The following is a 20,252-nucleotide window of genomic DNA, read 5'->3' as shown; positions in this document are numbered from 1 at the left end:
GCTCAGCCTGTGTACAATGGCGCCATACTTTCCTTCGTGCCTCGAGAGCCCATGAACGAACAGCTGCAACCTCTGAAGAAACCTGCGCGTACCGGCAAGGCTGGCCGCAGTGGTACCCAGGACGACATCGTCTACGCGCATATTTTCGAGGCGATCCTCGAGCAGCGTCTGGCACCGGGCACCAAGTTGAGCGAGGAAGCGCTGGGCGAGATCTTCGGCGTCAGCCGCACCATCATCCGCCGCGCCTTGTCGCGCCTGGCCCACGAAAGCGTGGTGCTGTTGCGGCCGAACCGCGGCGCGGTGGTGGCCAGCCCGACGGTGGAAGAGGCCCGCCAGGTGTTCTTCTCCCGGCGCATGGTCGAACGGGCCATCACCGAACTGGCCGTGCAGCACGCTACCCTCGAGCAGCTCAACGAGCTGCGGCAGATGGTGCGTGAGGAGCGCGACAGCTTCTCCCGTGGTGACCGCGGTGCCGGCATTCGTCTTTCCGGCGAGTTCCACCTCAAGCTGGCCGAGGCCGCGGGTAATGCGCCGCTGGTCAGCTTCCAGCGCAGCCTGGTGTCGCAGACCTCGCTGATCATTGCCCAGTACGAAAGCGGCAACCGCTCGCATTGCTCGTATGACGAACACATGCAACTGATCGATGCCATCGAGGCGCGCGATGCCGAGCAGGCGGTGAGCCTGATGATGCACCACATGGACCACATCGACAGCAAGCTGAACCTGGACGAGGAGAGTGCCTCGGACGATCTGCATGCGGTGTTCTCGCATCTGCTGAAAAAGCCCAAGGTATCGGTCAAGGGTTGATCGTTTGCTCAAGTGAACGTAGTGCGCCGTTGTGGGAGCGGGTTCACCCGCGAACACCGGCGCAGCCGGTGCCATTCACCGTGTCGCCTTCTTCGCGGGTAAACCCGCTCCCACAAGAAGCACGGCCATTTCTGGTCATTGATCAAAGGTCTGCTAAATTCTTGTGAGCAAACCTTCATCAAGCAGTTGGGCTTGCGCATTCGTTGCGTTCAACTTCTTGAGGAATGGACTCATGAGCATGTCCCTCGGTAAACGCATGGGCGCCGAGCTGCTCGGCACCTTCTGGCTGGTGCTTGGCGGCTGTGGCAGTGCGGTACTCGCCGCCAGTTCCCCCATCGGCATCGGTGTACTCGGCGTCGCCTTCGCTTTCGGCCTCACCGTGCTGACCATGGCCTTCGCCATCGGCCATATCTCCGGCTGCCACCTCAACCCCGCCGTGTCGTTCGGGCTGGTGGTGGGCGGGCGCTTCCCGGCCAAAGAGCTGTTGCCCTACGTGATCGCCCAGGTGATCGGCGCCATCCTGGCGGCAGGTGTGATCTACCTCATTGCCAGCGGCAAGGCAGGTTTCGAGCTGTCTGCGGGATTGGCTTCGAACGGCTACGCCGACCACTCGCCCGGCGGCTACACGCTCGGGGCGGGCTTTGTCAGTGAAGTGGTGATGACGGCGATGTTCCTGGTGGTGATCATGGGCGCCACCGACGCCCGGGCGCCAGCGGGTTTTGCACCGATCGCCATCGGCCTGGCCCTGACCCTGATCCACCTGATCTCGATCCCGGTGACCAATACCTCGGTCAACCCCGCGCGTAGCACGGGGCCGGCCTTGTTCGTCGGTGGCTGGGCCCTGCAACAGCTGTGGCTGTTCTGGGTAGCGCCGCTGATTGGTGCTGCGATCGGCGGCGCACTGTACCGGGGCCTGGCAACAGAACCTTAGCGCTGGTGCACGCAACGCCCTGCGGCGTAGGTTTCACGCACGGTGCGGTCGTCGCCGAGGGTGGTGAGCACGAACAGGGTTTCCTCGATGCTGTTGGACTGCTGGATGCGGTAGTCCAGCAGTGGCGTGGCCTTGTAGTCCAGTACCACGAAGTCGGCATCGTTGCCCGGGCGCAGGCTGCCGATGCGGTCGTCCAGGCGCAGCGCGCGGGCGCCGCCGAGGGTGGCCAGGTACAGCGACTTGTACGGGTGCAGGCGCGCGCCCTGCAGCTGCATCACCTTGTACGCTTCGTTGAGGGTGTTGAGCAGCGAGAAGCTGGTGCCGGCGCCAACGTCGGTGCCCAGGCCCACATTGACCTTGAAGCGCTCGGCCTGGGGCAGGTTGAACAGGCCGCTGCCGAGGAACAGGTTGGAGGTGGGGCAGAAGGCCACGGCCGAGCCGGTTTCGGCCAGGCGCTGGCATTCGTCATCGCACAGGTGCACGCCATGGGCGAATACCGAGCGTTCGCCCAGCAGCTCGAAGTGGTCGTATACGTCCAGGTAACCCTTCTGCTCGGGGAACAGCGACTTGACCCAATCGATTTCCTTGAGGTTTTCCGACAGGTGCGTGTGCATGTAAACGCCTGGGTGCTCCTTGAGCAGTTGGCCTGCCAGCGTCAGCTGCTCAGGCGTACTGGTCGGGGCGAAGCGCGGGGTGACTGCGTAATGCAGGCGGCCCTTGCCGTGCCAGCGCTCGATCAGTGCCTTGCTTTCGGCATAGCCGGACTCTGCGGTGTCGGTCAGGTAGTCCGGGGCGTTGCGGTCCATCATCACCTTGCCGGCGATCAGGCGCAGGTCCAGGCGCTCGGCTTCCTCGAACAGGGCATTGACCGATTCCGGGTGCACGCTGCCGAACACCAGGGCGGTGGTGGTGCCGTTGCGCAGCAGTTCCTTGAGGAAGATCTTCGCCACCTGGTCGGCGTGGCCCTTGTCGGCGAACTGCTTTTCGCAGGGGAAGGTGTAGGTGTTCAGCCAGTCGAGCAGCTGTTCGCCGTAGGAGCCGATCATGCCGGTCTGCGGGAAGTGGATGTGGGTGTCGATAAAGCCCGGGGTGATCAGCGCGTCCTGGTAATGCTCGACCGGGATATCGGCGTCCAGGGTCGGCAACAGTTCGGCGGCGTGGCCAACGGCGCGGATGCGGCCGTCGTCGACTACCAGCAGGCCGTCCTCGAAGTATTCATGGGAAGCCTCCAGGCCCACCTCGGCCGGGTCGGCGATGCTGTGCAGGATGGCGGCACGGTAGGCTTTGCGGGTAACGGTCATAACACACTCGTCAAATGGCTTGGCTGCGCCGGGAAGGCGGCAGCAACTGGGCAATGGGGCCGGCATTGGCGGCAGCGTCGTGCTGGCCGAAGCAGGCGTTGTAGGTGGCGATGATTTCACCGGCGATGGACACGGCGATCTCGATGGGCAGCTTGCCCTTGACCTCGGCCAGGCCCATCGGGCAGCGCATGCGCGCCATCACGGCATCGTCGTAGCCGCGCTCGCGCAGGCGGTGCTCGAACTTGACCCGTTTGGTCTTCGAGCCGATCAGGCCGAACCAGGTGAAGTCGTTGCGCTTGAGAATGGCGGCGGTCAGTTCCAGGTCGAGCTGGTGGTTGTGGGTCATGACGATGCAGTAGCAGCCTGGCGGCAGGTCTGCCACTTCGTCGACCGGCTCCTCGCTGACCACCTTGGTCACCCCGTCGGGGATCAGGGCAGGGAATTCCTGCTCGCGCGAATCGATCCAGCGCACCCGGCAGGGCAGCGCGGCGAGCAAGGGTACCAGAGCCCGGCCGACATGGCCCGCGCCGAACACCGCGATCTGCGCCTGCACCGCGGCCATGGGTTCGAACAGCAGCACAGTGACGCCGCCGCAGCACTGGCCAAGGCTGGCACCGAGGCTGAAGCGCTCCAGGTGCGGCGTGCTGCGGTGCTCTTCGAGCATCTGCCGGGCGATGTGCAGTGCCTTGTATTCCAGGTGGCCGCCGCCGATGGTGTCGAACAGGCCGCTGGCGCTGACGACCATTTTCGAGCCGGCATTGCGCGGGGTCGAGCCGCGTTCCTCGATGATGGTAACCAGCACGCAGGCTTCGCCACGGGACTGGTGGTCGGCGAGGGCGTTGATCCATTGGTGCATGATGCAACCTCTCTATAGTCGCGTCGCGATCCCTGTGGGAGCGGGTTCACCCGCGAATGCGGCGGCAAAACCACTATCGCATTCGCGGGTAAACCCGCTCCCACAGGGCCCTGCATTGTCAGTGAGACACGGTTTCCAGCTCCGGCTCGGCAGGTTGCGCTGCAGCCACGGCCTTGCGCATCTGCTCGCAACCCCACAACACCCGCTCCGGCGTCGCCGGCGCATCCACCTGTGGCTGCACACGGTAGTCGGCGATGCTGGCCACGGCGTCCTTGATCGCGCACCAGGCAGCGATGCCGAGCATGAACGGCGGCTCGCCCACGGCCTTGGAGTGGAACACGGTGTCTTCCGGGTTCTTGCGGTTCTCCACCAGCTTTACCCGCAAATCCAGCGGCATGTCGGCCACTGCCGGGATCTTGTAGCTGGCCGGGCCGTTGGTCATCAGCTTGCCCTTGGCGTTCCACACCAGTTCTTCGGTGGTCAGCCAGCCCATGCCCTGGATGAAGCCGCCTTCCACCTGGCCGATGTCGATGGCCGGGTTCAGCGAATCACCCACATCGTGCAGGATGTCGGCGCGCAGCATCTTGTATTCGCCGGTCAGGGTGTCGACCACCACCTCCACGCAGGCGGCGCCGAAGGCGAAGTAGTAGAACGGCCGGCCACGTGCCTGGCTGCGGTCGTAGTAGATCTTCGGCGTACGGTAGAAGCCGGTGCTGGACAGCGACACCTGGGCGAAGTAGGCCTGCTGCACCAGCTGTTCGAAGCTGACGATCTGGTCGCGCACGCGCACATGGCCGTTGCGGAACTCGACGTCTTCCTCGGTCACCTGGTAGTGCCGCGCGGCGAACTCGGTCAGGCGCTTCTTGAGGATTTCGGCAGCGTTCTGCGCCGCCTTGCCGTTCAGGTCGGCACCACTGGAGGCCGCGGTCGGCGAGGTGTTGGGCACCTTGTCGGTGTTGGTGGCGGTGATCTGGATGCGGCTGAAGTCGACCTGGAAGATCTGTGCCACCACCTGTGCCACCTTGGTGTTCAGGCCCTGGCCCATCTCGGTGCCGCCATGGTTCAGGTGGATGCTGCCGTCGGTGTAGATATGGATCAGCGCACCGGCCTGGTTGAGGAAGGTGGCAGTGAACGAGATACCGAACTTGACCGGGGTCAGCGCCAGGCCCTTCTTCAGGATCGGGCTGTTGGCGTTGAAGCGGCGGATCGACTCGCGACGCTCGGCATAGTCACTGCTGGCTTCCAGTTCGGCGGTCATCTCTTCGAGCATGTTGTGCTCGACGGTCTGGTAGTAGTGGGTGACGTTGCGCTCGGTCTTGCCGTAGTAGTTGGCCTTGCGCACCGCCAGCGGGTCGCGGCCCAGGTGGCGGGCGATGTGGTCCATCACCTGCTCGATGGCGACCATCCCCTGCGGGCCGCCGAAGCCGCGGTAGGCGGTGTTGGAGGCGGTGTTGGTCTTGCAGCGGTGGCCGTGCACGGTGGCATCGCCCAGGTAGTAGGCGTTGTCGGAGTGGAACATGGCGCGGTCGACGATCGAACCGGACAGGTCGGGCGAGTAGCCGCAGTTGCCGGCCAGGTCGAAGTTGATGCCGTGCAGGCGCCCGTCGTCGTCGAAGCCCACGTCGTACTCGACGTAGAACGGGTGGCGTTTGCCGGTCATGGTCATGTCTTCGACCCGTGGCAGGCGCATCTTGGTCGGCTGGCCGGTCAGGCGCGCGACCACGGCGCACAGGCACGCCGGGCTGGCGGCCTGGGTTTCCTTGCCACCAAAACCGCCACCCATGCGGCGCATGTCCAGCACCACCTTGTTCATTGGCACGTCGAGTACTTCGGCGACCAGCTTTTGCACTTCGGTGGGGTTTTGCGTGGAGCAGTAGACGATCATGCCGCCGTCTTCGGTGGGCATCACCGAGGAAACCTGCGTTTCCAGGTAGAAGTGCTCCTGGCCACCGATGTGCAGGGTGCCCTGGATGCGGTGCGGGGCACTGGCCAGGGCAGCAGCGGAGTCGCCACGCTGGTGGGTGTGGCTGTCGAGCACGAAGTGCTTCTTGCGCAATGCTTCGACCACATCCAGCACCGGCTCCAGGTCTTCATACTCGACGATGGCGGCCATGGCCGCACGGCGTGCGGTGTCGAGGTCGCGGGCGGCCACGGCGAGCACCGGCTGGCCGAAGAACTCGACCTTGTCGATGGCCAGCAGCGGGTCGCCGGCTACCACCGGGCCGATGTCCTTGAGGCCGGGGATGTCTTCGTGGGTGATGGCGATGCGCACGCCCTCGAAGGCATAGCACGGCGTGGTGTCGATGCGCAGGATGCGCGCGTGGGCGCGGTCGGCGGTGCGTGCATAGACGTGCAGCTGGTTGGGAAATTCCAGGCGGTCGTCGATGTACACCGCCTCGCCGGACACATGCTTGTCGGCGCTGTCGTGCTTGACGCTGCGGCCGACCCCGGTGGTCAGGTCCTGGCTGAACAGTTCGGCCATCTCGGCCTGGCTCTTGGCTACGTGATGGTTAGACATAAGCGGTCACCCGGGTTTCGATGTACGGCGTTTGCTGTTCGATGAAGTACTTGCGCAGCAGGTTCTGCGCGGTCAGCAGGCGGTATTCCTTGCTGGCGCGGAAGTCGCTGAGCGGGGTGAAGTCTTCCGCCAGGGCCTGGCAGGCGCGCTCGATGGCGGCCTGGTTCCACGGCTTGCCGCGCAACGCCGCTTCGCAGGCACGGGCCCGTTTGGGGATCGCCGCCATGCCGCCGAAGGCGATGCGCACACCGCTGACCACGCCGTCCTCGATGCTCAGGTTGAAGGCGCCGCACACGGCGGAAATGTCATCGTCCAGGCGCTTGGACACTTTATAGGCGCGGAACGCCCAATCACTGGTGGCGCGCGGCACGATGATCTTCTCGATGAACTCGCTGTCCTGGCGGGCAGTGATGCGGTAGTCGATGAAGTAGTCTTCCAGCGGCATGACCCGCTGGCGCTCGCCCTGGCGCAGGACGATCTGCGCATCCAGGGCAATCAGCAGGGGTGGCGAGTCGCCGATTGGCGAAGCGTTGCCGATATTGCCGCCCAGGGTGCCCTGGTTGCGGATCTGCAGCGAAGCGAAGCGGTGCAGCAGGGCGCCGAAGTCCGGGTATTCCTCGTTCAGTGCGCCGTAGCAGTCGGTGAGCGGGGTGGCGGCGCCGATTTCCAGGTGGCTGGCGGTTTTCTCGATGCGCTTGAGCTCGGCCACATGGCCGACGTAGATCATCACCGGCAAGGTCTTGTGGAACTGGGTGACCTCCAGGGCCAGGTCGGTGCCGCCGGCCAGCAGCCGCGCCTCGGGGTGCGAGCTGTACAGGTCGGCCAGGTCGGCCACGGTCAGTGGTACCAGGCAGCGCTTGTCGCCGCTGTTCAGCTCGCCGGTCTGGGTTGGCGCAATGGCCTTGAGGCGGCTGATAGTCTGTGCCTGCTGGGCATCGAACTGGTCGCGGCAAGGCTGGCGGCAGCTCTGCTCGGCGGCGTCGAGGATCGGCCGGTAGCCGGTGCAGCGGCACAGGTTGCCGGCCAGGGCTTCCTGGGCCTGGTGCAGGTCGGGGCCGCTGCTGTTCTTCTGCAGGGCGAACAGCGACATGACGAAGCCGGGGGTGCAGAAGCCGCACTGCGAGCCATGGCAATCGGCCATGGCCTGTTGCACGCTGTGCAGCTGGCCCTGGTGCTTGAGGTCTTCGACGCTGATCAGTTGCTTGCCGTGCAGCGACGAAACGAAGGTCAGGCACGAGTTGAGGCTGCGGTAGCGCAGGCTGTCGTTGCCCTGGTCGTCCTGGGTCAGTTCGCCGACCACCACGGTGCAGGCGCCGCAGTCACCACTGGCGCAGCCCTCCTTGGTGCCAGGTTTGCCCAGGTGCTCGCGCAGGTACTGCAGCACCGTCATGTTTGGGTCCAGGGCATGCTCACTACGCAGCTCCTGGTTGACGAGAAACTGGATCACGGGGATGGCCTCGCAATGGTTTTATTGTTGTTGGGCGGACTCTAAGCAAGAGCTGTCCAGCTGGTCAATATTTTTCTGACTCAAAGGTCAAGAAATTGCTCATGTCCAAGCCCGGCCGCACACAGTGCCCATATCCCAAGCATAGATCGCGCCGGGTGCCTGGATGCCTTGCAGGTCAAATAAACCGCCAGTCCCCTCTGCGCGATTACCGGCCAAGTACGCTACAATCCGCTCCTTGTGCCCAGTTCAATGATTTTGAAGGAAAACCATGACGTTCAAGGCCCCGGACAGCCTCTCCGAGCAGATTGCCGATTACCTGGCCGAACGCATCATCCGCGGCGAGCTGGCGCCAGGCGAGCGTATCCAGGAGCAGAAGGTCACCCAGGCACTCAACGTCAGCCGCGGCTCGGTGCGCGAAGCGCTGCTGATCCTCGAACGCCGTCACCTGGTGGCGATCCTGCCGCGCCGGGGTGCCCATGTGACCGAGCTCGACGAGCGCAGTGTGCGCAGCCTGTGCGCACTGATGGGCGAGTTCTACATCCTGCTGGGTAACGCGGTTGCGCAAAATTGGCGCACCGATGCCGACCTGCGCCCGTTCCTGGAGATCCAGCAGCGCCTGCAGCGGGCCCATGACCAGCTGGACATCAAGGCCTTTGTCGCCGACAGCTTCGCGGTCATGCGGGCGGCCTATCCGTTCGCCGACAACCCGTTCCTGCAGGAAACCGTGGAAAACCTGCAGCCGGCGATGAGCCGTGCCTACTACCTGTCGCTGGACCAGCGCCAGGCCAACATGATCGATTATCTGGACCTGTTCGCCCGCCTGCTCGACGCCGTGATCGCCCGTGACCTGCCGCGCATTCGCGAGGTGCTCACCGCCTATGGCCAGCGCAGTTGCGAACTGGTGCTGGCGGCGTTGGCCCGAGGCTGACCGATGCGCCTGAAGTGCATTCGCCTGGCCGGGTTCAAGTCGTTCGTCGACCCGACCACGGTCAACTTCCCCAGCAACATGGCGGCCGTGGTCGGCCCCAACGGTTGTGGCAAGTCCAACATCATCGATGCCGTGCGCTGGGTGATGGGCGAGAGTTCGGCGAAGAACCTGCGCGGCGAGTCGATGACCGATGTCATCTTCAACGGCTCCAGTGGCCGCAAGCCGGTCAGCCAGGCCAGCATCGAGCTGGTGTTCGACAACAGCGAAACCACCCTGGTCGGCGAATATGCCGCCTACGCCGAGATCTCGATCCGCCGCAAGGTCACCCGCGACGGGCAGAACAGCTACTACCTCAACGGCACCAAGTGCCGCCGGCGCGATATCACCGACATCTTCCTCGGTACCGGCCTGGGGCCGCGCAGCTACTCGATCATCGAACAGGGCATGATCTCCAAGCTGATCGAGGCCAAGCCCGAGGAGCTGCGCAACTTCATCGAGGAAGCCGCCGGCATTTCCAAGTACAAGGAACGCCGCCGTGAAACCGAGAGCCGCATCCGCCGCACCCAGGAAAACCTTGCGCGCCTGACCGACCTGCGCGAAGAGCTGGAACGCCAGCTGGAGCGCCTGCACCGCCAGGCCCAGGCAGCCGAGAAGTACCGGGAATACAAAGCCCAGGAACGCCAGTTGAAGGCGCGCCTGTCGGCCTTGCGCTGGCGTGATCTGGACGAACGGGTGCGCCAGCGCGAGGCGGTGATCGGCGACCAGGATGTGTCCCATGAGGCGCTGGTGGCCGAGCAGCGCAATGCCGATGCCAGCATCGAGCGCCTGCGCGATGGCCATCACGAATTGTCCGAGCGCTTCAACCAGGTGCAGGGCCGCTTCTACTCGGTGGCCGGTGACATCGCCCGGGTCGAGCAGAGCATCCAGCACGGCCAGCAGCGCCTGCGCCAGTTGCAGGATGACTTCAAGGAAGCCGAGCGCACGCGCCTGGAAACCGAGTCGCACCTGGGCCACGACCGTACCCTGCTGGCTACCTTGGGCGAAGAGCTGGCCATGCTCGAACCCGAACAGGAAATGACCCTGGCCGCTGCCGAAGAAGCCACTGCCGCCCTTGAAGAGGCCGAGCTGGGCATGCACGGCTGGCAGGAACAGTGGGACAGCTTCAACAGCCGTTCCGCCGAGCCGCGCCGCCAGGCCGAAGTGCAGCAGGCGCGCCTGCAACAGCTGGAGGCCAGCCTGGAACGCCAGGCCGAGCGCCAGCGCAAGCTGGGCGAGGAGCGTGAGCTGCTGGGCAGCGACCCGCAGGATGCGGCCATGCTCGAACTGGCCGAGCAGCTGGCCAGCAGCGAAATGGTGCTGGAAGAGTTGCAGTTGTCGGAAGAGCAGGTGGTCGAGCGCCTGGAAGGCGCGCGTGAGCAACTGCAGCAGGCCACCCAGGCCCAACAGCAGGCGCAGGGCGACCTGCAACGCCTGGGCGGCCGCCTGGCCTCGCTCGAAGCCTTGCAGCAGGCTGCCCTGGAGCCGGGTGCAGGTGCTGCGGACTGGCTGCAGGGCCAAGGCCTGGAGCAACAGCCGCGGCTGGCTGAAGGGTTGCGGGTTGAGCCAGGCTGGGAGCTTGCGGTAGAAACCGTGCTCGGCGCCGACCTGCAGGCTGTGCTGGTGGACGACTTCAGTAACCTCGATTTTGCCGGCCTGGAGCGGGGCGAGTTGCGCTTGCTGCTGGCGAGCGGTACCGGTTCGTCGCTGCCCGGCAGCCTGCTGGAAAAGGTCGAAGGCCGTGTCGACCTGGCGCCCTGGCTGGGCCAGGTCAAGCCCGTGGCAGACCTTGCCCAGGCGCTGGCGCAGCGCGCGTCGCTCGGCGAAGGCCAGAGCCTGGTCAGCCGCGATGGCTACTGGGTTGGCCGACACTTCCTGCGGGTGCGCCGTGGCGGCGAAGCCGAAGGCGGCGTGCTGGCACGCGGCCAGGAGATCGAGCGCCTGGGCCAGGAGCAACTGGAGCAGGAAGCGGCGCTGGAACAGTTGGAACAGCAACTGCAGGCCCTGCGCGAGCAGCAGCTGGACCTTGAAGAACAGCGTGAACAACTGCGCCGTCGCACCCAGGAAGAAAACCGCGTGCATGGCGAGCTGAAGGCCAACCTGTCGGCTGGCCGCGCACGTGCCGAGCAGGTCGAGCTGCGCCGCCGGCGCCTGCAGGAAGAGCTGACCGAACTGGAAGAACAGCGCGCCCTGGAACATGAGCAGCTGGGCGAAGCCCGCCTGCTGCTGCAGGAGGCCCTGGAGCTGATGGCCCAGGACACCGAGCAGCGCGAGCAGTTGATGGCTCGCCGCGACACCCTGCGCGAAAGCCTCGATCGCGTGCGCCAGGAGGCCCGCCAGCACAAGGATCACGCTCACCAGCTGGCTGTGCGCCTGGGCTCGCTGCGCGCGCAGCATGATTCCACCCGCCAGGCCCTGGAGCGTCTTGAGCAGCAGGCCGCGCGCCTGACCGAGCGCCAGGAGCAACTAAGCCTGAACCTGGAGGAGGGCGAGGCCCCGCAGGAAGAACTGCGCCTGAAGCTGGAAGAACTGCTGGAGCGGCGCATGAGCGTCGACGAGGAAATGCGCCAGGCCCGCCTGCACATGGACGAAGCCGACCGCGAACTGCGCGACGCCGAAAAGCGCCGTACCCAGGCCGAGCAGCAGGCCCAGTTGCTGCGTGGCCAGCTGGAACAGCTGCGCCTGGAGTGCCAGGGCCTGGATGTGCGGCGCAAGACCCTGCAGGAGCAGTTGCTGGCCGATGGCTACGACCTGCAAGGCGTGCTCGCCACCCTGGAGGCCGAGGCCAGCGAGCAGGGCACCGAACAGGAGCTGGAGCAGCTCGAGGCGCGTATCCAGCGCCTGGGGGCGATCAACCTGGCGGCCATCGAAGAGTACGAGCAGCAGTCCGAGCGCAAGCGCTACCTGGACGCCCAGGACGCCGACCTGGTCGAAGCCCTGGAGACCCTGGAAAACGTCATTCGCAAGATCGACAAGGAAACCCGCAACCGCTTCAAGGATACCTTTGATCAGATAAATGCCGGATTACAGGCACTTTTCCCAAAAGTTTTCGGTGGTGGCAGCGCTTATCTGGAACTGACGGGCGAAGATCTACTCGATACAGGGGTAACGATCATGGCGCGGCCACCGGGCAAGAAGAACAGCACCATCCATCTGCTGTCCGGCGGCGAGAAGGCACTGACCGCATTGGCGCTGGTGTTTGCCATCTTCAAGTTGAACCCCGCACCGTTCTGCATGCTCGACGAAGTCGACGCGCCGCTGGACGATGCCAACGTCGGGCGCTACGCCCGTCTGGTCAAGGAAATGAGTGAAAGCGTGCAGTTCATCTACATCACCCATAACAAGATTGCCATGGAGATGGCGGATCAATTGATGGGGGTGACCATGCATGAACCGGGCTGTTCACGTCTGGTTGCCGTCGATGTGGAGGAGGCCATGGCCATGGTCGATGCCTGATGCTCGACGATAAGGGCATATTCCGTAGCGAAATGCCCCCGCCATGTGCGACAGACGGTGTAAAGTTGTCTTTGGTCGTGCTAGCTTAATGTCACTCGTTTTTTGCGTGGGTAAAACGCCTGTCAGAACATAGAGTTGGCGCCACGTGTTAAAGGGCTTTGAACCCTTTGTTTTCAAGCATATTTTTATAGAGGCACGGGATTACATGGAAATCGGTCTGCGCGAGTGGCTGATCGTCATCGGCATCATTGTCATTGCCGGGATTCTTTTCGACGGCTGGCGCCGCATGCGCGGCGGGAAAGGCAAGTTGAAATTCCGTCTGGATCGCAGTTATTCCAACCTGCCGGACGAAGAGGGCAATGCCGAAGTGCTTGGCCCTTCGCGGGTGCTGGATACCCACAAGGAGCCTGAGCTGGACGAAAGCGACCTGCCGTCGCTCAGTGCTTCTGCGCGTGATCGCGAGCGCGAGCCCAAGCCGGCCAAGGCTGCCAAGCGTGGCAAGCGCGCCACCGCTGCTGCGGATGCACAGCAGGGCGACCTGAACCTGAGCGCCGAGCCACGCGAGCCCGACCTGTTTGCCGACAGCGATGACGACTTTGCCGCGGAAAACACCCGCAGCAACGGTGCGGCGCCTGCCAGCAGCAGCGTCAAGGAGCTGCCGCCGGCCGAGGAAGTGCTGGTGATCAGCGTCATCTCCCGCGACGAGGGTGGCTTCAAGGGGCCGGCGCTGCTGCAGAACATTCTGGAAAGCGGCCTGCGCTTCGGCGAAATGGACATCTTCCACCGTCACGAGAGCATGGCCGGTCACGGCGAGGTGCTGTTCTCCATGGCCAACGCCGTCAAGCCCGGCGTGTTCGACCTGGACGACATCGACCACTTCAGCACCCGCGCGGTGAGCTTCTTCCTCGGCCTGCCGGGCCCACGTCATCCGAAGCAGGCCTTCGACGTGATGGTGGCTGCGGCGCGCAAGCTGGCGCACGAACTGAACGGTGAGCTCAAGGACGACCAGCGCAGTGTGCTGACCGCCCAGACCATCGAGCACTACCGCCAGCGCATCGTCGAGTTCGAGCGCCGTGCGCTGACCCAGAAGCGCTGACAGATCCAGACGAAAGAGCAGCCTGAGGGCGTGCTGGTCGGTTCAGGTGTTGTTATCGCCTGTGCCGGCCTCTTCGCGGGTAAACCCGCTCCCACAGGGACACCACAAACCTCAAGGGCTGTGATGTCCCTGTGGGAGCGGGTTTACCCGCGAAGAGGCCGGCACAGGCAATAAATACCTTAAGCCCCCGGCACCCACCCCCAGGCTGCTCTTTTGCTTTGCAAGAGAAGACAAATCCCATGACCGCCGAAACCCGTATCCACGAACTGCGTGCCGAGCTCGACCAGCACAACTACCGCTACTACGTGCTCGATGAGCCAAGCGTGCCCGATGCCGAATACGACCGCCTGTTCAACGAGCTCAAGGCGCTTGAAGCCGAACACCCGCACCTGGTAACTCCCGACTCGCCCACCCAGCGCGTGGGTGGCGAAGCCCTGGCTGCGTTCAGCCAGGTACGCCACGAAGTGCCCATGCTCAGCCTGGGCAACGCCTTCGAAGAAGCAGACTTGCGTGAGTTCGGCCGCCGCGTGGTAGACGGCCTCGACCAGCCCGGTGCGGTCGACTACAGCTGCGAGCCCAAGCTCGACGGCCTGGCCGTAAGCTTGTTGTACCGCGACGGCCAGTTGGTGCAGGGCGCCACCCGTGGCGACGGCACCACTGGCGAAGACATCAGTGCCAACGTGCGTACCGTGCGCAACATCCCGCTCAAGCTGCAAGGCGAGGGGTGGCCGGCGGTGCTGGAGGTGCGCGGCGAGGTGTACATGAGCAAGGCTGGTTTCGATCGGCTCAACACCGCCCAGGCCGAAGCCGGTGGCAAGACCTTCGCCAACCCGCGCAACGCCGCCGCCGGCAGCCTGCGTCAGCTGGACTCGAAAATCACCGCCAGCCGCCCGCTGGAATTCTGCTGCTATGGCGTCGGCCAGGTGTCCGCGAGCATCGGCGACAGCCACATCGGCATCCTCGAGCAGCTCAAGGCCTGGGGCCTGCCGATCAGTCGCGAACTCAAGCATGCCGCTGGCATCGAAGAATGCCTGGCCTACTACCGCGACATCGGCGAGCGACGCAACAGCCTGCCCTACGAAATCGACGGCGTGGTGTTCAAGGTCAACAGCCTGGCCGCCCAGCGTGAACTGGGCTTCCGCGCCCGTGAGCCGCGCTGGGCGATCGCCCACAAGTTCCCGGCCATGGAAGAACTGACCGAGGTGCTGGATGTCGAGTTCCAGGTCGGCCGCACCGGCGCGGTAACGCCCGTGGCACGCCTGAAGCCGGTCAAGGTCGCCGGTGTGACCGTGTCCAACGCCACCCTGCACAACATGGACGAAATCGCCCGCCTGGGCCTGCGCATTGGCGACACGGTGATCATCCGCCGCGCCGGTGATGTGATTCCGCAGGTGATGCAGGTAGTGCTGGAGCGCCGCCCGGAAGATGCGCGCCCGGTGCAGGTGCCGAGCGAATGCCCGGTATGCGGCTCGCAGGTCGAGCGTACCCAGCTGGTCAAGCGTAGCAAGGGCAAGGAAACCACCAGCGAGGGCGCGGTGTACCGCTGCGTCGGTCGCCTGGCCTGTGGCGCCCAGCTCAAGCAGGCGATCATCCACTACGTGTCACGCCGCGCCATGGACATCGACGGCCTGGGCGAGAAGAGCGTCGAGCAGCTGGTGGACGAAGGCCTGATCGGCTCGCCGGCCGACCTGTACAAGCTGGAATTCGACCAGATCGTCGGCCTGGAAGGTTTTGCCGAAGTGTCCAGCAAGAAGCTGCTGGATGCCATCGAAGCCAGCAAGCGCCCTGGCCTGGCGCGCTTCATCTACGCCCTGGGCATCCCGGACGTAGGCGAGGAGACTGCCAAGGTGCTGGCCCGCTCGCTGGGCAGCCTGGCGCGCGTGCAGCAAGCGCTGCCGCAAGTGCTCACTTACCTGCCGGACATCGGCCTGGAGGTGGCGTACGAGATCCACAACTTCTTCGAGGACGAGCACAACCGCAAGGTCATCAAGCAGTTGCTCGACAGCGGCATGCAACTGCAGGACGAAGGCGAGCTGGCTGCCGAGTTTGCCGCCAGCACCACCCTGGCCGGCATGATCGCCAAGCTCGACATCGCCTCGGTTGGACCGACCGGTGCCGAGAAGCTGGTGGCCAAGCTCGACAGCCTGGACAAGATCATCGCCGCCGACGGCATCGACCTGCGCCAGGCCCTGGCGGCCAAGCAGGCCGAAGCCGTGCGCGAGTTCTTCAAGGATGAAGCCAACCAGAAGCTGGCCCGGGACATCGAGGCACAGTTGCTGGCGTTCGGCATGCACTGGAGCAGCGAGAAGAAAGTCGCCGAAGGCTTGCCGCTGGCCGGCCAGACCTGGGTGCTGACCGGCACCCTGGAACGCATGAGCCGTGATATCGCCAAGGAAAAGCTGGAAAGCCTGGGGGCCAAGGTGGCGGGTTCGGTTTCCGGCAAGACCCACTGCGTGGTGGCGGGGCCGGGGGCAGGGTCCAAGCTGGCCAAGGCCAGCGAGTTGGGCGTGAAGGTACTTGATGAAGATGCCTTCGTCACCTTCCTGGGCGAGCAGGGCATCGCTGTCTAACGCCCTGCGCAATCCCCTGTGGCTTGCGCGGTCCTTGTGGGAGCGGGCATGCCCGCGAACACGGGCGAAGCCCGTGCCATCCACCGCGGCGCCTGCTTCGCGGCGGTTCGACGCCTCGACACGCCCGCTCCCACAGGTCCTGCGCTGGTCTTGCTGTCAGCGCTAACCCTGTAGGAGCGGGTTCACCCGCGAATTGGCAGCTCCAGGCCACCCCGGCCCGGACAAGTCATTGAGAAATGATGACTTTTTCTCCTCCAGAGGTTGTATCTGCCCCCAAGACCGGTACAATGGCGCCACTCGCTGTTCAGCGAGCCTTGTAGTGGTGGCCCCATCGGTCCCCCCGCATTGATTACCCGTTAACCTGGTCAGGCCCGGAAGGGAGCAGCCATAGCGGGAACATCGAGTGCCGGGGTGTGGCTGGTGGGGCCGCCTCCATTTCAGGTCCTTGAATTTTCAAGGATTCCTCGCATTACCCTACTCGACTTCTCCTCAAGCGCATTGAGAAGCTACGCGAACGAGGTTTTCAGAAAAGAGCCCTCGCTGATAAACGTAGACTTTCCCGCCCGTGTCCCCTTTGAACGTCTCGATCACATTGTCCGCCGCAACAGGGCTGCTCAGGATCACGCGATAGCTTCGGCTCGTATGGGTAACGTTCGGCGATTGCTGATTCTCTTGCAACTTCTGCATGACGCAGGCGGAAAAAGCTTCTGGAGATTTCGCGGTCAGCAACTCCTTTGTCGGCTGGTTAGGCGCGGATGCGCACCCCGCCAGCAGCGTGAGAGTGAAGGAGGCAGCAGCAAGAGGCAGAAAGCGCATCAGACGGTTCCAGATTTGAGTTCAGGCGCTATTTTCCATTTCATTTGGCTGATAGAAAACGGGCAAATATCGATATTACCTATCATCGATCTTGATGAGTGACGGGCGCCTCGCAGGCGAGCACAGCGAATTCAAGGTCAACGGAAGCCATACATCATGTATGGCTTCAACTATGGAAAAGGCCGCGTCGCGGCATCGTCAGGAATGTACAGACCTCAGGCCGAGCGTTGCGCTGTGCGGCAGATGCCTTTACAGGTTGTACTTCTCATCGATCCTGCGTTTGTCGAGCGTGTAGCGTTTGAGGTCGATCGAGTCGGATTCCAGCTTGGCATCGAGTTCGTCCATGTCGTGCTTTTTCAGCGTTGCAACATGGGCTTTGCTGGCTTGGTAGTTGATCATCTCTGCAGCGTCATGCCCACTCACCGGGTCCCACAGAATGGAAAGCGGCCAGAACAGCAGGTTCACCACACCAAAGCCATATGCGCGACCGTAGAACGAACCACCACCTGGAAGCAGGCCAAGGCCGGCAGCAAGCCCTGGGCTTTTTTCTTCAACCGCGAGGTTTCTGGCGCGATAGCTGGCAAGTTCCGACTCTTGGGCCGAATTGAGGCCGGTAGCACAACCAGTGGTCAGCGCTATCAGTGCGGCAGCGGTCAGATTTCGAATTGTGGACATGCAACATTTCCTGAGTGTAAGTACTGTTCTCGGCGCACGGCTTGGCGCGGAGGCGCGTAACTCTACACTGAGTAGTGGCGCATTGATATCGTATTGCCATTACATCTATTCAGATGTTGATGCATCCAGATGGTGGTTTTATCCTGGCCGCTTAAAGGCAACTGTTGAACTGCCCTGTTTTTTTCCATGCCCCGCCGCCGACAGCTTCATCAGCCGCTGGAATTTCGGGCATTCCAGATGATCTTCCTCAGGGCACTGCGCCGCATGCCGCAAGCCCTTGCTCATCGCCTGCAAGCGCCTGATCCGTGCATCCAGTTCGTTGGCCTTGGCGATCAGCATCTGCCGGTCGACCTGCAGGTCCACCAGCATTGCTCCCACTTCATCCAGCGAAAACCCCGCAGCCTGGCCCAGGGCGATCAACGCCAGCCGGTCTGCAACATCGGCTGCGAACTGCCGCCGCTGGCCAGGCCCGGCGAGTGACTTGAGCAGGCCTTTCTTCTCGTAGTAGCGCAGCGTCGAGGCGGGTACGCCTGTGCGTTTGGCGACGTCGGCAATGTCCATTTCGGGCCCTTGACTTGAAGTTGACTTCAACTTCTATGCTGCGCGGCATGGTGATGACCGTCAATCTTCGAGGGCTTGTTCAATGACGTTTACTGCGATGTTTTCCGCTGCTTTGCCAATTGGTATCGGTGCCACGATGGTGATGGACTTGTGGGGGCTGCTGCTGAGGCGGATGGGTGTCGCCACGCTGAACTTCGCCATGGTCGGGCGTTGGGCGGGGCATTTACTGCACGGGCGTGTGCGGCACCAGGCGATTGCCAAGGCGGAACCGGTGCGGCATGAGCTGGCGTTGGGATGGGGGATTCATTACGCCATCGGCGTGCTGTTCGCGATGCTGCTGGTCATGATCGTGGGGGAGGGCTGGTTGCTGGCACCTACATTGTTGCCTGCGCTGGTTGTTGGTGTGGTGACGGTCGTGGCGCCTTTGTGCTTCATGCAACCGGCGATGGGTGCGGGGTTCTTTGCGTCGAGGACGCCGACGCCTGCGCGCAACTGCCTGAAGAGCCTGGCCACGCATTCTGTGTTTGGCGTGGGGATGTTCTTGAGTGCGGGTTTGGTTGCGGCTGTGTGAGAGCGACATTCCTCAAGACGAGCAATCGGTAGCAGTAATGCGATCTGCTTTCAGGATGCTTCCTACAACGGTCAGGGCAATTTCCCGCTTTTTCTGTAGGAGGTGTCGAAATATCCTACGCACTGCGTCGACTCCCGTCTGATTGTCCCGGGAATCACCACCCACTAGGCTTTTGCGGTCGCTGTCGGTTCAGCGATCGGGTGTGGAAGCCTGGGGTGTGGTGGCTGTCGTCATGACAGTTGTACGTGGGAGGCCTCCGGCCTGCCGGGCTCACCATACCCCTGGTCTTCCACCCCGCGTACAACTGTCGCCCTACGTGTGGAAGCGAAAGGGTGTTCTCAGCCCGGTATGGTGAACCCATGAAAAAACTAGTCCCCGATCCACCCCACGTCTTCGAGCTTCCCCAAGGTAAATCCCTTTCCCGCGCCATCAGCGAAGGCATCGTGCCGATGGAGTTCGCGTTGATGAATGTCACCCACTATCTGATGTTTGCCTATAGCGACAGCCGGCGGGCGCTGGAGCGTATCCAGGACGAGGAGACGCGGCAGTTGCTGGAGCACGGGTTGCGGGCCATGCAGATTGCCTGGGGGCAGGCGGATGCTGTGGCACTGGCAGTTGAGCGTAGAAGCCAGTGAAGTCGGCCTTGGAGTAAGTAGAGATAGCAGGGATATCAATTAACCCTGTGGGAGCGGGTTTACCCGCGAAGAACGCGACGCGATGGATGGCACCGGCTTTGCCGGTGTTCGCGGGTGAACCCGCTCCCACAGCGGGCGTGCAAGCTTCGGGCGGGTTTGTCTTTCATCAGGTATGCGTGGCTCAGGGGCGAGCCACAGACATGGGTTCTTGGTTGCCCATCCCCCCATACCGCTGCACAATCTGCTCGATCTCCCCCGACTGCTTCATCCGCACCAGTGCCCGCAGCAGCCCTTGGGTCGGTATCGCCGGGTCATTGCGTACCATGCACCCCAGGTCCTGGTCCTCTAGCACCGCCAGCGCCTGCAATTGCTGCTCGGCGGGCAGACCCTGGTTGAACCACTGCAACGACAGCTGGTTGCTTACCGCATGCCGATAGCGCCCGGCTTGCAGCTTCTGCAGCACCAGCAACTGGCTGCGGCTGTCCTCGCGGTGCAGGCGGCCCTGGTCGAGCAGCGGTTGCAAGGTCGAATAGGTGTAGCCAAGCACTGTGCCGATCGCCTGGGCAGGCAGTTGCTCCGGGGGCAGCGGAGTACTGTCGCCAGCGCGGCCTACCAGCAGGTCTCGCTGGTGCAGCAGCGGGATGCTCCAGACAAAATCCCCCGGCCGATCATTGAACCACTGGGTGCTGACATAGCAGCGCACATCTATATCACCGCTGTTCATCGCCTCCTGCAGGCGCAGGCGGGCCATGACGTGGTATTCGGGGCGTACGCCCACCTCCTTGGCCAAGGCCTGCATCAGGTCGTACAGCAAACCTTCTACCGGCTGGTCGCTTTCGATGCGCACCAGCGGCATGCTCCAGCTCTCGGCGACAGAAAAACGCAACACGGGCTGTTCAGCCTGGCTGTAGGTGCTCCACAGCAGCAACAGGGCCAGCAGTCTTCGCAAAGGCAATCCTCCCTGGATGGCGCGCCAGTTTCAAAGCTTAGACGACTTGCGCAGGGTGCAATTTTGCCCCCGCTCCGCTAGCATTAGCGATCTTCCGCT

16 protein-coding genes and 1 other RNA gene are annotated in these 20,252 nt (G+C 63.5%); 9 read left to right on the top strand and 8 right to left on the bottom strand.

The features are described from left to right. The first annotated feature begins 51 nt into the window (after positions 1-51). Positions 52-807: a GntR family transcriptional regulator gene (locus ABX298_RS02270; RefSeq protein WP_003259493.1), complete on the top strand. Its 756-nt coding sequence runs from the start codon at positions 52-54 to the stop codon at positions 805-807. 232 nt (positions 808-1,039) lie between these two features. Next, positions 1,040-1,738 (top strand): aquaporin Z, encoded by a 699-nt coding sequence (gene aqpZ / locus ABX298_RS02265; protein ID WP_367394047.1) that lies wholly within the window; start codon positions 1,040-1,042, stop codon positions 1,736-1,738. Here the strand turns inward: aqpZ and guaD are convergent. The 4 genes from guaD to xdhA form a co-directional block, all read right to left on the bottom strand. Beyond that, the gene (gene guaD / locus ABX298_RS02260; protein WP_075045889.1) at positions 1,735-3,039 is read right to left on the bottom strand and encodes a guanine deaminase; all 1,305 of its coding nucleotides are present in this window, start codon (positions 3,037-3,039) and stop codon (positions 1,735-1,737) included. The two genes, aqpZ and guaD, sit on opposite strands and share 4 nt — an antisense overlap. A gap of 10 nt (positions 3,040-3,049) precedes the next feature. Continuing rightward, complete coding sequence (gene xdhC / locus ABX298_RS02255) at positions 3,050-3,895, bottom strand: xanthine dehydrogenase accessory protein XdhC (RefSeq protein WP_085614498.1); 846 nt, start codon at positions 3,893-3,895, stop codon at positions 3,050-3,052. Positions 3,896-4,013: 118 nt separating this feature from the next. After that, positions 4,014-6,413, bottom strand: a complete 2,400-nt coding sequence (xdhB, locus tag ABX298_RS02250) for a xanthine dehydrogenase molybdopterin binding subunit (RefSeq protein ID WP_354316279.1) — start codon at positions 6,411-6,413, stop codon at positions 4,014-4,016. Then, positions 6,406-7,860 carry a xanthine dehydrogenase small subunit gene (gene xdhA, locus ABX298_RS02245; protein ID WP_075045886.1) on the bottom strand — a complete coding sequence of 485 codons (1,455 nt, stop codon included), beginning with the start codon at positions 7,858-7,860 and terminating at the stop codon, positions 6,406-6,408. Before xdhA ends, xdhB begins: the two co-directional genes overlap by 8 nt. A gap of 268 nt (positions 7,861-8,128) precedes the next feature. On the opposite strand from xdhA, the gene ABX298_RS02240 reads away from it, so the two are divergent. The 5 genes from ABX298_RS02240 to ffs all read left to right on the top strand — a co-directional run bounded on the left by ABX298_RS02240 (position 8,129) and on the right by ffs (position 16,372). Continuing rightward, a complete protein-coding gene (locus tag ABX298_RS02240; protein ID WP_367394046.1) occupies positions 8,129-8,788 on the top strand; it encodes a GntR family transcriptional regulator in 660 nt (219 codons plus the stop codon). Between the two features lie 3 nt (positions 8,789-8,791). Beyond that, positions 8,792-12,280 carry a chromosome segregation protein SMC gene (smc, locus tag ABX298_RS02235; RefSeq protein WP_367394045.1) on the top strand — a complete coding sequence of 1,163 codons (3,489 nt, stop codon included), beginning with the start codon at positions 8,792-8,794 and terminating at the stop codon, positions 12,278-12,280. A 205-nt stretch (positions 12,281-12,485) separates the two neighbouring features. Continuing rightward, positions 12,486-13,376 carry a cell division protein ZipA gene (gene zipA, locus ABX298_RS02230; protein ID WP_015271153.1) on the top strand — a complete coding sequence of 297 codons (891 nt, stop codon included), beginning with the start codon at positions 12,486-12,488 and terminating at the stop codon, positions 13,374-13,376. A gap of 239 nt (positions 13,377-13,615) precedes the next feature. Beyond that, on the top strand, positions 13,616-15,946 hold the full coding sequence (gene ligA, locus ABX298_RS02225) for an NAD-dependent DNA ligase LigA (protein WP_367394044.1): 2,331 nt from the start codon (positions 13,616-13,618) through the stop codon (positions 15,944-15,946). A gap of 329 nt (positions 15,947-16,275) precedes the next feature. Then, positions 16,276-16,372: signal recognition particle sRNA small type (ffs, locus tag ABX298_RS02220), an RNA gene on the top strand. A gap of 63 nt (positions 16,373-16,435) precedes the next feature. On the opposite strand, the gene ABX298_RS02215 is transcribed toward ffs, so the two are convergent. The 3 genes from ABX298_RS02215 to ABX298_RS02205 form a co-directional block, all read right to left on the bottom strand. Further along, positions 16,436-16,762: a hypothetical protein gene (locus ABX298_RS02215; RefSeq protein ID WP_075045883.1), complete on the bottom strand. Its 327-nt coding sequence runs from the start codon at positions 16,760-16,762 to the stop codon at positions 16,436-16,438. Between the two features lie 249 nt (positions 16,763-17,011). Continuing rightward, positions 17,012-17,437: a hypothetical protein gene (locus tag ABX298_RS02210; RefSeq protein WP_085592845.1), complete on the bottom strand. Its 426-nt coding sequence runs from the start codon at positions 17,435-17,437 to the stop codon at positions 17,012-17,014. A 138-nt stretch (positions 17,438-17,575) separates the two neighbouring features. Continuing rightward, complete coding sequence (locus ABX298_RS02205; protein ID WP_286100267.1) at positions 17,576-17,998, bottom strand: helix-turn-helix domain-containing protein; 423 nt, start codon at positions 17,996-17,998, stop codon at positions 17,576-17,578. Between the two features lie 82 nt (positions 17,999-18,080). Here ABX298_RS02205 and ABX298_RS02200 point away from each other — a divergent pair, with 82 nt between their 5' ends. Beyond that, the gene (locus ABX298_RS02200; RefSeq protein ID WP_085664012.1) at positions 18,081-18,569 is read left to right on the top strand and encodes a DUF2938 domain-containing protein; all 489 of its coding nucleotides are present in this window, start codon (positions 18,081-18,083) and stop codon (positions 18,567-18,569) included. A gap of 359 nt (positions 18,570-18,928) precedes the next feature. Further along, on the top strand, positions 18,929-19,204 hold the full coding sequence (locus ABX298_RS02195) for a hypothetical protein (RefSeq protein ID WP_013973508.1): 276 nt from the start codon (positions 18,929-18,931) through the stop codon (positions 19,202-19,204). A 181-nt stretch (positions 19,205-19,385) separates the two neighbouring features. On the opposite strand, the gene ABX298_RS02190 is transcribed toward ABX298_RS02195, so the two are convergent. Further along, positions 19,386-20,153, bottom strand: coding sequence for a transporter substrate-binding domain-containing protein (locus ABX298_RS02190; protein ID WP_317409109.1), 768 nt, complete (start codon positions 20,151-20,153; stop codon positions 19,386-19,388). Positions 20,154-20,252: the final 99 nt, after the last annotated feature.

It is taken from the genome of Pseudomonas sp. X4 (assembly GCF_040784925.1).
In the GTDB taxonomy this organism is placed as follows: domain Bacteria; phylum Pseudomonadota; class Gammaproteobacteria; order Pseudomonadales; family Pseudomonadaceae; genus Aquipseudomonas; species Aquipseudomonas putida_Z.
The sequence above is the reverse complement of the archived record's forward strand: the minus strand, read 5'-3'. Positions and strand labels throughout refer to the sequence as shown.